Origin of the sequence: Glaciihabitans sp. GrIS 2.15, assembly GCF_035984695.1 — a bacterium.
Classification (GTDB): domain Bacteria; phylum Actinomycetota; class Actinomycetes; order Actinomycetales; family Microbacteriaceae; genus Lacisediminihabitans.
This window is the reverse complement of sequence record NZ_JAXCHU010000002.1, coordinates 56,289-68,949: the sequence shown is the minus strand read 5'-3', so window position 1 is coordinate 68,949 and position 12,661 is coordinate 56,289. Positions and strand designations below refer to the sequence as shown.

The 12,661-nt window shown below is 62.8% G+C and carries 15 protein-coding genes; 5 read left to right on the top strand and 10 right to left on the bottom strand.

The genetic code is table 11. From position 1 onward, the window contains the following. Positions 1–891, bottom strand: a complete 891-nt coding sequence (locus tag RCH11_RS02750) for an AraC family transcriptional regulator (RefSeq protein WP_327055464.1) — start codon at positions 889–891, stop codon at positions 1–3. 324 nt (positions 892–1,215) lie between these two features. Between RCH11_RS02750 and RCH11_RS02745 the strand changes: the two genes are divergently transcribed. Further along, on the top strand, positions 1,216–2,595 hold the full coding sequence (locus RCH11_RS02745; protein ID WP_327055463.1) for an FAD-binding oxidoreductase: 1,380 nt from the start codon (positions 1,216–1,218) through the stop codon (positions 2,593–2,595). A 40-nt stretch (positions 2,596–2,635) separates the two neighbouring features. Here the strand turns inward: RCH11_RS02745 and RCH11_RS02740 are convergent, their stop codons facing one another. The 3 genes from RCH11_RS02740 to RCH11_RS02730 all read right to left on the bottom strand — a co-directional run bounded on the left by RCH11_RS02740 (position 2,636) and on the right by RCH11_RS02730 (position 5,211). Next, the gene (locus RCH11_RS02740; protein WP_327055462.1) at positions 2,636–3,430 is read right to left on the bottom strand and encodes an SDR family oxidoreductase; all 795 of its coding nucleotides are present in this window, start codon (positions 3,428–3,430) and stop codon (positions 2,636–2,638) included. A gap of 115 nt (positions 3,431–3,545) precedes the next feature. Beyond that, a complete protein-coding gene (locus tag RCH11_RS02735) occupies positions 3,546–4,718 on the bottom strand; it encodes a globin domain-containing protein (RefSeq protein WP_327055461.1) in 1,173 nt (390 codons plus the stop codon). A 67-nt stretch (positions 4,719–4,785) separates the two neighbouring features. Further along, entirely contained in the window at positions 4,786–5,211 is a 426-nt protein-coding gene (locus RCH11_RS02730) for an RrF2 family transcriptional regulator (RefSeq protein ID WP_327055460.1), read from the bottom strand. Positions 5,212–5,345: 134 nt separating this feature from the next. Here RCH11_RS02730 and RCH11_RS02725 point away from each other — a divergent pair, with 134 nt between their 5' ends. From RCH11_RS02725 to zwf, 4 genes are all read left to right on the top strand, one after another. After that, positions 5,346–6,050 carry a spermidine synthase gene (locus tag RCH11_RS02725; RefSeq protein WP_327055459.1) on the top strand — a complete coding sequence of 235 codons (705 nt, stop codon included), beginning with the start codon at positions 5,346–5,348 and terminating at the stop codon, positions 6,048–6,050. 97 nt (positions 6,051–6,147) lie between these two features. Then, positions 6,148–7,200 (top strand): zinc-dependent alcohol dehydrogenase family protein, encoded by a 1,053-nt coding sequence (locus RCH11_RS02720; protein WP_327055458.1) that lies wholly within the window; start codon positions 6,148–6,150, stop codon positions 7,198–7,200. Between the two features lie 109 nt (positions 7,201–7,309). Beyond that, entirely contained in the window at positions 7,310–7,795 is a 486-nt protein-coding gene (locus tag RCH11_RS02715; protein ID WP_327055457.1) for a MarR family winged helix-turn-helix transcriptional regulator, read from the top strand. Between the two features lie 207 nt (positions 7,796–8,002). Then, complete coding sequence (gene zwf, locus RCH11_RS02710; protein WP_327055456.1) at positions 8,003–9,415, top strand: glucose-6-phosphate dehydrogenase; 1,413 nt, start codon at positions 8,003–8,005, stop codon at positions 9,413–9,415. A 17-nt stretch (positions 9,416–9,432) separates the two neighbouring features. Here the strand turns inward: zwf and RCH11_RS02705 are convergent, their stop codons facing one another. The 6 genes from RCH11_RS02705 to RCH11_RS02680 form a co-directional block, all read right to left on the bottom strand. Then, the gene (locus RCH11_RS02705) at positions 9,433–9,657 is read right to left on the bottom strand and encodes a hypothetical protein (RefSeq protein ID WP_327055455.1); all 225 of its coding nucleotides are present in this window, start codon (positions 9,655–9,657) and stop codon (positions 9,433–9,435) included. Between the two features lie 178 nt (positions 9,658–9,835). Next, a complete protein-coding gene (locus RCH11_RS02700) occupies positions 9,836–10,858 on the bottom strand; it encodes a glycosyl hydrolase family 18 protein (protein ID WP_327055454.1) in 1,023 nt (340 codons plus the stop codon). Positions 10,859–11,147: 289 nt separating this feature from the next. Next, positions 11,148–11,285: a hypothetical protein gene (locus RCH11_RS02695; RefSeq protein ID WP_327055453.1), complete on the bottom strand. Its 138-nt coding sequence runs from the start codon at positions 11,283–11,285 to the stop codon at positions 11,148–11,150. Positions 11,286–11,294: 9 nt separating this feature from the next. Continuing rightward, the gene (locus RCH11_RS02690; RefSeq protein ID WP_327055452.1) at positions 11,295–11,678 is read right to left on the bottom strand and encodes an RNA-binding S4 domain-containing protein; all 384 of its coding nucleotides are present in this window, start codon (positions 11,676–11,678) and stop codon (positions 11,295–11,297) included. 53 nt (positions 11,679–11,731) lie between these two features. Then, positions 11,732–12,238, bottom strand: coding sequence for a hypothetical protein (locus RCH11_RS02685; RefSeq protein WP_327055451.1), 507 nt, complete (start codon positions 12,236–12,238; stop codon positions 11,732–11,734). A gap of 254 nt (positions 12,239–12,492) precedes the next feature. Further along, entirely contained in the window at positions 12,493–12,618 is a 126-nt protein-coding gene (locus tag RCH11_RS02680) for a hypothetical protein (RefSeq protein ID WP_327055450.1), read from the bottom strand. Positions 12,619–12,661 lie beyond the last annotated feature (43 nt).

The window sequence follows — 12,661 nt, the reverse complement described above, 5'->3', positions numbered from 1 at the left end:
TCAACCCTTGTCATGCTTGCGATAGGCGGATGGACTTTGTCCATGCACCTTCTTAAATAGTCTCGCAAAATAGAACGAATCCTCATAGCCAACTGCGCGCGCAATCTCTTCTACAGACATTGCCGTCGTGTCCAGAAACTCGCGGGCATTCGACATTCTCAACTGCGTTTGAAAGTGCAATACAGCGAACCCGGTGTGGCTCCTAAACAGTGTGGCAAAGTGCGAATTGCTCAGCCCAGCCATCGCAGCAAGATCGGTGACGCTGACTCGCTTGTTGGCATGGCTCCGAAGATAATTGGCGGCCTGCTCGATCGCCGCCCCCGTTCCGCCAACGCTCGACCTGTCCGAAGCCAACAGGGCCATCAGGTGCCAGGCAGCGCCCGCGGCGGAAAGCAGGCTCGAATCAGTCGTGTCGCGCTCCATCCACTGAATTACTTCGGCAACGAGCGAGACCGTCGCGTACATGTCCGACAGGGTCCTGACCGGCGCCTCGATGGTCATGCCGGCATAGGACAAAAAGCCGTCGATATCGAGACCGTCAACATGAAGCCACCATAGAGTCCACGGATCGTGCGCATCTGCGCCGTATGAATGCACCCTGTGTGGTGGGAGGATGATTGCCTGTCCGGCATGCACGTCGAATCTGCCCTCCTCTGTGCTGCACCAGCCCTTGCCTTTTGAACAAATGATCACGACCGCCTGGCTGATCGGTACTCGGCGAATCCTTCCATGCGAACGTGCCTCAGGAAAATATCCGCAATCCGTGACCACGAGGTGCGACATGCCGGGCTTCGACATAACTTCGCGAACTCTGGGACGTGGCAGGACCAGCATTTTTTCGCCGGGGAATCCGTCGGGGATTGCTCGTGCCGGATCAGTGAAAAGCGTCAACTTTCGCTCCAGTTCGTCCCGGTCTGGTGGGGATTATGGCTTCGGCAGCGACGGGACCGTCGCTGTCCGTCGTGCAACGCTCGCATGAAGTCTGTTTGCGGAGGCGTGGAAAACCGAACCTCCACACTAATGGCACCGACAGAGCAGGCTCAGTCAGTGCGGGAGATCTGCTGCCAGATTTTGCCCGCCTCTTTGGCCAATTGGTGTGTCAAGACAAAAGATTATGAGCAAATTCCACACCCAGAGACGCGCGACCCCTATATTGGCGGCAATCTAATCACCCGATAAGGCGTCACCACCGCTTTCATAGATACGAGGAAGAACATGCCAAGCCAGACACACACTATGGTCGCCCTCTCGTCGCCCGGTGATAAAGCCTATGAGCAGGCCGTTGCGTGCTACAACCTCGACGCCCATCTTGACCCCGCTCATACCGTGATCGCGACTTGCGCAACCGACGTTATCAACGCTATCCTGACCTCCCGTAATTTGGGGATTGGTGTTCGCGCGCAGGCCACTGGACATGCTGCGATGTCAGCCAGTCCGATGCACGGGGATCTCCTCATCTCGACCCAGCTTGACGAATCGGTCATCATCGACCCCGTCGCTTTGACCGCACGAATTTCTGCGGGTACCTGTTGGTCAAGCGTCGTTGATGCGGCCGCTGCCCACGGACTGATCGCCCTGCATGGCTCCAGCGGCACGATCGGTGCAATCGGATATTTACTTCGCGGTGGCCTCAGCTTTTACGGTCGGCTTCACGGGATCGCGGCAAACTCGCTTCGCTCAATCACCATCGTGATTGCCACCGGCGAAACCATTGAGGTCAGTGCAACAAGCGTCCCGGAGCTCTTTTGGGCGCTTCGCGGCGGCGGCGGCGGGTACGGCGTCGTGGTGGGTGTAGAAATCCAGCTTTTTCCGATGGCGCACGTTATCACCGGGCAAATCGCCTGGAAAGCCAGCGACGCTGCGGTGATCGCGACTCTCTGGAAGAAGTGGACCGAAACGGCGCCACCCGAAGCGACCACGAGTCTTCGGATGCTGAATCTGCCTCCCGTCCCCGGCATGCTCCCGGAGGTACTGACCAGTGGGCAGATTCTCATGATCGACGGGGCCATCAGCGTTTCGACCCCCGGAGACCTCGATGCGGCCCACCAGATTCTCGACGATTTTTTGGGGCCACTGCGCGGGGCGATTGAGCCGATCTTCGACTCGTGGGCCGTCGCGCCGCCCGCCGCGCTGCCGCATACCCACCTGGATCCCCCCTTCCCGGTGCCGTCCGTCTCGGATCATCTCGTGCTGGATTACCTCGATGATCTGGCGTTGGGGCGCATCCTCGACGCCGCCGGTGCCCAATCCTTCCTCCTCATGTTCGAGCTGCGCCAGCTCGGCGGTCGGCTTGCTGAGCCCGCAATTACGGGAGGTGCATTCGACCGCGTACGCGGCAGCTTTTCCTACTTCGGAGTCGGTCTGCTTGCCACGCCAGAATCACGGGAGAATATCGTCGCCGACTTGGCGGCGTTGCGCGGCGTCATGAGCCCCTGGAGCACCGGCTTCACTCTCCCCACATTCGCGGAAAATGCTGCGGCACCGCAACGCACACTCGATGACGCAGCCTTCGCCCGGGCGGCAGTGCTTCGTGCGAACATCGATCCGACGGGAATATTCGCCCACGATATTTCTCCCGTGCGAGCGGACTCATAGCCCGCATAAGACAGAAGCGCGCGCTGCGCAGAAGCCCGCGCTACGCAGAAGCCAGTCGCTGCTCGTCGACGCTGTTACCGCCGTCGACGACGATGACCTGTCCGGTCACGTAGGACGCGCCCGGGGTTGCCAGCCACGCGATCGCCGAAGCGACCTCGTCGGCCGTTCCGCTTCGACCCGCGGGAACATGCGCACCTTCGAGCGCTTCGGCCGGCAACTGGGAACCGGTCGCAATCCAGCCGGGGGCGACCGCGTTCGCCGTGATCGCGGCACCCGCTTCGTCCACCGCGAGGGCTCTGGTGAGGCCGACGAGACCAGCCTTTGCCGCGGCGTAAGCTATGTCGCCGCGTGATGCCATAACCGGCCCGGTCACGCTCGCCACCGTGACGATTCGACCCCAGCGCGCCGCACGCATCCGGGGAAGAACGAGGCGGGTCATGTAGAACGCGCTTGACAGGTTGAGCGCGATGCTGCGATCCCATTCGTCCGGGTCCATGAGCGCGTCACCGGAGAGTATCTCGGTATCGCCCGTCGAGACCATGCCGGCGTTATTCACCAGGATGTCCGGTACCACGGATGCCGCCGCCAGCGCCTCACCCAGCGCGACGGCGAGCGCAGCCGACTCGAGCCGCGCAAAGAATCCATGAGCATCGATTCCGATTTCACGGAGCTCGTTGACTCGATCATGGATCCGATCGGTCGTGCCGGTGATCGCGACAGAGGCTCCGAGTTGACCGAGCGATCGTGCGGAGGCGAAGCCGATTCCTGTCGGGCTTCCCGCCCCGGTTACCAAAGCTGTGCGCCCTGAGAGGTTCCATGTGGAGGGGAGTGTCATACCGACCATGGTATCCAGCCAAGAGGCAGCGCCGAGGACGCGTGATGCGTGACGGAAGCACGGATCTGGATGCTCCGAGCGCCCGCGGCACTTCTCGAAATATCTACGTGCGGGATTAGGAGCCGGCGAGCCAGAGGTCTGGTCCGAACACCTCGTAGTGGATACGCTCGGCCGGCACTCCGGATTCGAGCGCCTGCGACCTGAGACTGCGCATGAAGGGCAGTGGGCCGCACAGGTACACCGACGCATTCTCGGGAATCGCCACGTTGGCCAGGGACATGAAGCCGTCGTGCGCCTCGTCGCCGTCGCTGGGCACTTCCAACCAGAGTTCGAGTTCGGCTGCTTCGAGCAGAGCGACATCCTCGAGCATCTGATCCCGCAGTGCCCAGCGCTCGAGAGTGCTCTCGGCGTGAAGAACGAGCACCTCGCGCCTGGATCCCTGGTCGGCGAGAGACCGAAGGATGGATGCACTCGGCGTGCAGCCGATGCCGGCTGAGGCCAGCACGAGGGGGCTGTCGCCCGTACTCAGCGTGATATCCCCGCAGGGGTTGGAGAGAATCAGTTGATTCCCGATCTGCACGTCGCGGTGCAGGGCGGGGGAGACCTCGCCGTCCGCATCCAGCCTCGTCGTGAACACGCGGGTGTCGGTCCCGGCGCTGGCGGACAGGGAATACTGGCGCACCTGGTGGATGCCGTCGGGCATCCGTACCGTGACGCTCACGTATTGGCCGGGCAATGACGGCGTGACGGGAGTGTCGTCTGCCGGCTCCAGGGTGAAGGTCACCGCGTCGATTCCCGCAGCCTCTTTAGCCACCACGACCCAGGGTGCCAAGGGGTGATCGCTCGCCGCAGCGGAGTAAAGGCCACTTTCCAACTTGATCAGCGCGTGTGCCATCAGCCAGTTGACCTCGGTCCAGGCGTCGACGATCTCGGGGGTGATCACCTCGCTGAGCTCCTCGGCAATCGCCTCAAACAGGTACTGGAACACCACGTCGTACTGCTCCGGGCGGATGTCGAGGGACACATGCTTGTGCGCGATGCGGGAGAGCATGGCTTCGGGGGTGGTCTGCGGATTGTTGACCAGGTGCGTCGCGAAGGCGGCAATGCTGCCAGCAAGCGCCTGCTGCTGGGAGCCGTTCTTCTGATTCGAGCGGCTGAACAGCCCGTCGAAGAGTTCGGGGTGGGCGGCGAACATGCGACCGTAAAAGTTTCGGGCGATCACCGGCATTCGCTCCCCGACGAGAGGGAGAGTTGCGGTGATCAGGGGGAGGGATTGGGCCGAGAGCATGCTGACTCCTTTGCGGTGCCGAATGATCTCTTAAACTAGTATTTTAAATACTAGTTAATTACAGGGGCTAGTAAAAGACTCGTGTCTCTGGTTGATTATGCGGCTGACTGGCGATCACAACGGCGTCCAAATCGGAGTAGAACGCCTCCCGTGCCCGGCGCAATGCACCCCGCACCCCGCACCCGTCGAGCAGCGGACACGGGCCATTGGGGGTGATGCATGCGGCCAGATCGAGGCGAGTGTCCAGTTGGCGCAGGAGCCAGCCGATCGTGGCCTTGCGACCCTCGGCGCTGATCCGCACCCCACCCGAACGCCCACGGGCAACCTCCACGAGCCCGAGTTCGCGCAGTCGGATGATGGCCTTGCTCACGTGGTTGTAGGGCGTCGCGATGGCTTCCGATATTGCCCGGGAGGTCATTATCGCAGCCTCGGGAGAGGCCGCCAGCAGCATGACTACGCGCAGGCAGACATCCGAAAATGCGTTGATCCTCATGTGACCACAGTAGGGGCGTGCTGGACTCACAACGGTTCGTCGCCAGACCATGACTCGGCGTACCCGGGCGAACCTCGGCACAGGCGCTAGGCTCCGGATGCGGTGTCGGTCGACCCCGGTCAGAGAGGAAATCCATGAGCGCTCGCTTCGAAGAACTGGACTTCCAGCCGACCAGCATGGGGGATCTCACCCTGCGAAGGAGAGTTGAACCCACCCTCGGCGTCGACGTGTTCGAGGTGAAACTGGGGGAAGAATTCCTCATGTCCAGTTTATTCACCGTGGCAGAAGAGGAGCTCGCGAATCTGGGTCTTGCGGCTGTCGAGGCAACGAATCTCGATGTTCTGGTCGGCGGCCTCGGCCTCGGCTACACGGCGGTCGCGGCCCTCGCCGACGATCGCGTGCGCTCGCTCACGGTGATCGACACCCTGCCTGCCGTGATCGACTGGCACCTGCGCGGCCTGCTTCCAGTCTCGGCGGCGCTCACGGAAGACCCGAGAACAGCACTGGTGCTCGACGACTTCTTCGGCCTCATGCGTCGACCGCCGGATGCGGCATCCGTCCGCTACGACGCGATCCTGCTGGATGTCGACCACTCGCCCCGTCACCAGCTTGACCCGAGCCATGCTGATCTGTATACGTCCAGCGGCATGGAAGCGGTCTCGCTGCACCTGCAGGCGGACGGCGTGTTCGCGCTGTGGTCTGATGATCCGCCCGACGAGGAGTTTCTGACACGAGCATCGGGGGTATTCGCCGCGGTGCAGGCGCATGTCGTCGATTTCGATAACCCGCTTACCGGTGGGACCTCATCCAATACCGTGTACGTCGCAACAATGCGCTGAACCTCCCGATCCTGGCCACAAACCGACGGGACCTTCGGCCCTGCGACGGGGGGACCATCGGCGTTGACTCAGGGGTACACGACAGGAAGGTCATGCCATGAAAGCCCTCGTCTACAAAGGTCCCGGCCAGAAAAGCTGGGAGGATGTTCCGGATCCGGTGATTCTCGCGCCGACCGATGTGATCGTCAAAATGGTGGCGACCACGATCTGCGGCACCGACCTGCACATCCTCAAAGGCGACGTCCCGGAGGTATCCGTCGGTCGGATTCTCGGTCACGAGGGTATCGGCGTGATCACCGAAGTCGGTGACAGCGTCAGCCAGCTGGCCGTCGGAGACCGCGTCATCCTCGCCTGCGTCAGTTCCTGTGGTCAGTGCTCAAACTGTCGCAAAGGTCTCTACAGCCACTGCCTCAGCCCGGAGGGAGTCGCGGGTATCGGGTGGATTTTCGGCTACATGATCGACGGCACCCAGGCTGAATACGTGCGCGTGCCGTTTGCCGAGAATTCGGTGTACAAGGTACCGGAAGGGGTCACTGATGCCGAGGGTATCCTGCTCTCCGACATCCTGCCGACGGGCTTTGAGATCGGTGTGCAGTACGGCAAGGTGACGCCGGGAGATGTCGTTGCCGTGATTGGTGCAGGCCCGGTAGGCCTCTCCTCGGTGATGACCGCGCGGCTTTACGGCCCGTCCAAGATCATCGCGATTGATCTCGATAATGCTCGGCTGGCTCGCGCGAAGGATTTTGGGGCGACCGACACCGTGAACTCGGGCGACGCGGACTGGAAAGAACAGGTGCTCGCGCTCACCGACGGACTGGGAGTGGATGTCGCGATCGAGGCCGTCGGCGTGCCCAACACGTTCACCATGGCGACGGATATCGTGCGACCCGGCGGTCATGTCGCCAACATCGGGGTGCACGGCAAGCCCGTCGAGCTCGCGCTGAATGAGCTCTGGATCAAGAACATCGATATCTCGATGGGCCTCGTGAACACCAACACACTCGGGATGTTGCTGAAACTCGTTGCGGAACACAAGCTACCCGCCGACAAGTTCGTGACTCACGAGTTCACTTTCGAGCAGATGCTTGAGGCCTACGACGTCTTCGGCCATGCCGCGCAACACGATGCGCTGAAGGTGCTGATCCACTGATCAGGGGCGATGAAAGAGCGGGCCGGTCTGTCACGGGGTGGCACGTCGGCCCACTCTCACGGGTCTCGCCTTTTGGTTGTAGCGTCAAGTAACCAACTAGACTGCGCGGATGGATGATCCCCGCTGGCTGACCCCGGAGCAACTGCATTCCTGGATTCGACTGGTCTCGGTAGTTGAGTTGCTGCCCAGCATCCTCGATGCGCAGCTGCAGCGGGATGCCGAGCTCACACACTTCGAGTACTTCACCCTTGCCAGGCTCTCGGAGGCGCCGGAGCGCACCCTGCGCATGACGGCACTCTCCGCCGCCACAAACGCGAGTCTTGCTCGCCTGTCGCATGTGATTGCGCGGCTGGAGCGGCGCGGATTCGTGGAACGCACACCGTGCCTCGAAGACCGTCGCGCGACCAATGCGTCGCTCACCGAGCTGGGGTGGCGAAAAGTCGTCGAAACGGCGCCGGGCCATGTCGCCACCGTGCGTGACTCAGTGATCGACGTGCTGGATCAGTCGGATGTCGCCGACCTCGACCGCATCATGGGTCGCATCCTTTCGAGGCTCGATCCGACCAACCGATTGCGTAGCTGGGGCGCCGAATAGCTCGACATCCTGAAGGTCCGCAACGTGAGGCGTTCAGTCAGCTGCAACGAGGCCGGGGCGTATACACGGGCGCACTGTGGGAGCTAGGTGCTGCGGAGTGCCGTGCCCGAAAAGACGCTGTGACCCGCCGTCGAGCCCCTTGTGTTTGCGGTCGGCCCGGGCCACAGTCCACCATGACCCCACTGGCGATCGAGCGAGGAGAATCCGATGGAAGACAGTTCAGAAGCAGGCCCAACGGTGTTCGTGTTGTTCGGTGCGACCGGCGACCTCGCCAAGCGGATGGTGATCCCGGCGTTTTTCGAGCTAGCGAAGCACGATCTCTTGCCGAAGAAATGGCTCCTGGTGGGAAACGGCCGTGGCGACGTCTCGCACGAGGACTTTCGCGAGCACGTGAGCGAGGTTCTCACCGAGTTCGGTCCGAAGCCCGAGGAGGGGCCCTGGGAGGAGTTCAGCGCTCATTTGCGATTCGCCGGCGGGGGTTTCAAGAAGTCCGATCCGGGGTCCCTCCTCGATGTGCTCGCTGACGCGAAGGACGAACTGGGCGATAACGTGCAGTTCATCCACTATCTTGCAATTCCGCCGACTGCCTTCATCACGGTCACGGAGGGACTCGGGGAACACGATCTCGCCGAGGGTTCACGCGTTGTCTACGAGAAACCCTTCGGCACATCCCCCGCGAACTTTCGGGAGTTGGATGCTGCGGTGCACCGAGTGCTCGAGGAGCACCAGGTCTTTCGCATCGACCACTTCCTCGGCAAAGAAGGCACGCAGAATCTGCATGCGCTGCGCTTCGGCAACGGACTGTTCGATACCGCCTGGGACCGTGATCACATTCGAGCAGTGCAAATTGATATTCCCGAGACCCTCGACATCGACGATCGGGCGGAGTTCTACGACGAGACCGGGGCGCTTCTTGACATGATCGTCACCCACCTGTTTCAGGTCGCCGCCGAGATCGCGATGGAACCTCCGCTGTCGATGAAGCCCGACGACTTGCAGTCCGCCCGGGAGTCGGTGATCGCCGCGTTCCGGCCCCTGTCGCGAGAGGATGTGGTGTTGGGCCAGTTTGAGGGCTACACCGACACTCAGGGAGTCGCAGCGGACTCGACCACCGACACTTTCGTCGCCGCTCGACTGTGGATCGACACCGATCGCTGGCGCGGCGTGCCGTTCCTGCTGCGCACGGGAAAGCAACTCGCCAAGGACGCCCAACAGGTGAGCATCATTTTTCGCAAGCCGGCTGACGGACCGTTGAGTCATGACGCCCCGGTTGTCGGCAACGTACTCACGGTGACGCTCGCGGGCTCCGGCGCGATTGATCTTCGTATGGTCGTGAAGGAACCCGGTGCAGGGTTCGAGCTTGCCACCGGCACGACGGCACTTCCGTTATCCGAGGTGACCGATGCGGACCCGCTGCCGCCCTACGTCAAACTCATCAACGACGTAGTGCTTGGCGATCGCTCGCTGTACACCCGCCCAGACGGCCTCGGTCACGCCTGGGAAGCGATCGCTCCGATTCTCCAGAACCCGCCAACGGTTGTTCCCTACCCTCGAGGATCATGGGGACCGGATGCCGCGGCGCAGCTTGCGGAACCGGATGGCTGGCTTCTCGGGCAGTAGTGGCGCCTGCTATTTGCCTATTTACCGAGAGCGATGGTGCCGGCGATAGCGATGAGTTCAGCCTCATCGACCGTGATACCCGCGTCGAAGAGGCGCACTCGCAACTGGGTGAGCAGGTCTTCCTGCGGTCGGAGGGTGACATCCGCAGCGACCTGGCTGGCGAGGCCGGCGATCTTTTGGTCACGGGTCGCGTCGCCGCTTCCCTCCTGCACGGGCTCGTTCAGTTCACCGGCTTCAGTCATGCGTTCCACTCTCTTTCGGTCTGTTCCAGCGTATCCGCACCGGTGTTGGTTTTCGCATGGCGGCACCCGATGCGAAGTCTTCGGCGAGAACTCTGGTTAGTCGAGCCCGCTGGGTATCCGCCAAAATAGACGCGGTCACGATCGGCCAGCCGGCTCTCACCAGGTTGTCCACATCTGCCTAAAGCGGGTCGGTGAGCGACAGCTCCCACACTGCGAGACCGTGCAGGTTACGACTGAGTGCGAGGGCTTTACGCTCCGAAAGAGAGCGTGAGTCAGACCACCAAACCACTGTGTCATCCGGAAGTGTCGCGGTCCACTCCGCCTCGGTTGGGTTCCAGCGGGCGAGGTCGCCGGCGAGGGTGCGAGAGTCGTCATCGCTCAGCTGCCTGCCGTCCGAGCCATTTCCGGGCCAGGCGTAGCCGTAGCCGGCCACGCCCAAGTCGATGTGGGCAGCGGGAACGCTCGCGGCGAGGAGGGCATCGAGTGCGGTGGTGGCCCAGGGAAGTCCGCCGACCGGGCCGGGCTTCGACCAGGTGGGACCGTGCTGGTCATAGGCCATCAGAACCACCCGGGAGAGCAGCGGCGTCAACCGCGCGAAGTCGTAGCCCGCACCGAGGTAACGCCCGGGGGACTTCTCGGCCGTTACGGCCATCGACACGGATTTCGGAGCGCCGAGCGACTCGTGCAGCTGGGTGGTGAACGCTGCGAGTCCCGCAGAGTCATTGAGGGTAAGCGATTCCAGATCGATCTGCACTCCGTCGAAGCCAGCGACGGCGACCAGGGTGACGAGCTCGGTGATCACCGCGTTGCGGTGCTCGGGGTTGCCCAGTAGTGCGGTCGCGATCTTCGATGAGAAGTCGTTGGTGATGGTGTCGTAATTGCTCACCAGAAGCTCGGCAGTGAGCCCGCGAGCATTGGCGGCCGCGACAAGGGCGGTCGCAGTCGCTGGAAGCTTCGACACGCCATCGCCGGTTGGGGAGACCACCACCCCATCGATGCCGATTGTCGTGATGGCGTGCGTATCACGGTCGAGCGAGATGGCGTTCGCTCTGTCTGGCACCACATACAGCTCGGTGGGTATTGCTGGCGAGGTGCCCGTCGCGGTCGAGGTCGCGCGGGGCGTGGCGGTCGCCGCCGCGCATCCGCTCATCAGAAGAAGCCCCGCGACTAAACCGAGCGAGGCGACGATTTGACTCTTCACACCGACCCCGTTCGCTCTTCGTCGACCCCTGCGGTCTCGCTCCAGAGTAGACGGGCCCCCCGGCCGAAGCGAACCGGCGGCGCCGCGGCAGCCTGCCCCCAGCGTCGGGACGGGAATTGCAACGAGCTTGCTTTTCCAGCCCGTGACAGTTGCCTCCCCTGAAGTGGTTATGTGTGTCGTTGGGCCTCACAAGACGGGTGCATCAGGTTGCGTCTGCCCTGATTGTCGCGAGGCTGCGAAGATCGCGGAACACCCCGCGAATCCGCGCTCTGCTGGCCCTCGCGAAGAGTCACTCCAGTGGTCGGGCACCGAACGTGCCGCTCGGCTCGGGATGACCGACCGCACCCTTGGCCGGGACAGGGAGGGGTGGCGTGAGCATGGCTACCGCATCGAGGCGCAACGCGGGCACTTCAGGCACCGTTGACACGACCCGGAATCACTCTGGTGAGTCGCGGCCGCGCAGCCTCTCCAGGTCACGTCGTTCGCGTTTGGTTGGACGTCCCGCTCCTCGGTCCCGACGGATCGTCGCCGCCACTTCTTCCTTCGGTGGAGGCGGTGGGGTCAGGTCGATGACGCACTCTGCGGCCACCACCGCGCCGACGCGTTTCGCCACGAGGCGGGCGACCCGAACCGTGCGTTCGAGGTCCGTGTTTCGTAACCGAACCTCATCGCCGATGTGCACAGGCTGGGCGGCTTTGGCTCTCTCGCCATTGACGTGCACGTGTCCGGCACGGCAGGCGGCCGTCGCTGCCGAACGGGTCTTTGAGAGTCGCACGGCCCAGATCCAGCTGTCGACGCGCGTGCTCGACGGGGCATCCATTGTTTGACTCTACGGCCTGGGAAATGCGGTGCAGGTGCGCAATGCGGCGCGGCTCAGGCGTCGGAGAGAGCACCCTTCCAGCTGACAAGTCCGCGTACCGTCTCGCTCCTGTCATCCGCGAGGCGCCTCATCACGTCGGCTGGCGCGAAAAAATTGACGGCGACGAATCCGCGCACGCGCTCTGAAGGATCATTGGCGAGCGAGCGCAGCACGACAAACGGAGCCGTCTCATTCCGGGCGACGCACGCACGAACCCCCTCGTCGGGGTCTTTCGATAGCGCAACGAAGAGATCTTCAGGGGTGTTGAAGCTGCTTGCCGCACTCTCGCGGATCTTTGGGTTTGCATCCGCTGCCAACAGCCGAAGGCGGCGGATCTTGCTTTCGGTCACCAGGGGAGCAGGATGGAGCCTCGACGCATCTTCGCTCGTCAGCATCGACGGACGGTGATCGCGCATGGCCTGGCGCTGGGCGGGGGTATTGAAGCGGATGCACGACATGAACGACACGTTACCGACAGCGCCCGTCGGACGCGCCCAAACACCCCGGCGATCATCGAACACGCATCATTGCTCGGGTGACGGCTCGTACCTGCCGCCGCCGAGCAAATCTCGATAGCACCGAGGGGGATATCCCGGTTCTCCAGCACCGTGAGAGTTGGGAGACTGATCACAGCCAAGCAATGGTCCGCGCTACCCGAGTAGCCGCCCTTCCGGGCGAAGTGAGCCGTGAGCGGGACACCCCAGAGGGTCACGAGCACGCGCATCAGGTCGAGGCGCGCGTGCTGCAGGCCAGCTTTTCCGCCGAAGATCCAGGGTCAGACGACCGGAAGCAACGACCAGAGTCGATCGACCCAGGAGTTATCGCTCGTGAACATCGAGGCGGCCTGGGCGATGACGCATGCCGCCACGAACACGAAAGCGACGATAACCAGCGGTGCCATGAAGCGAAGCTGAAGCTCACCCGGCTCGCGGATAGACTTTGGC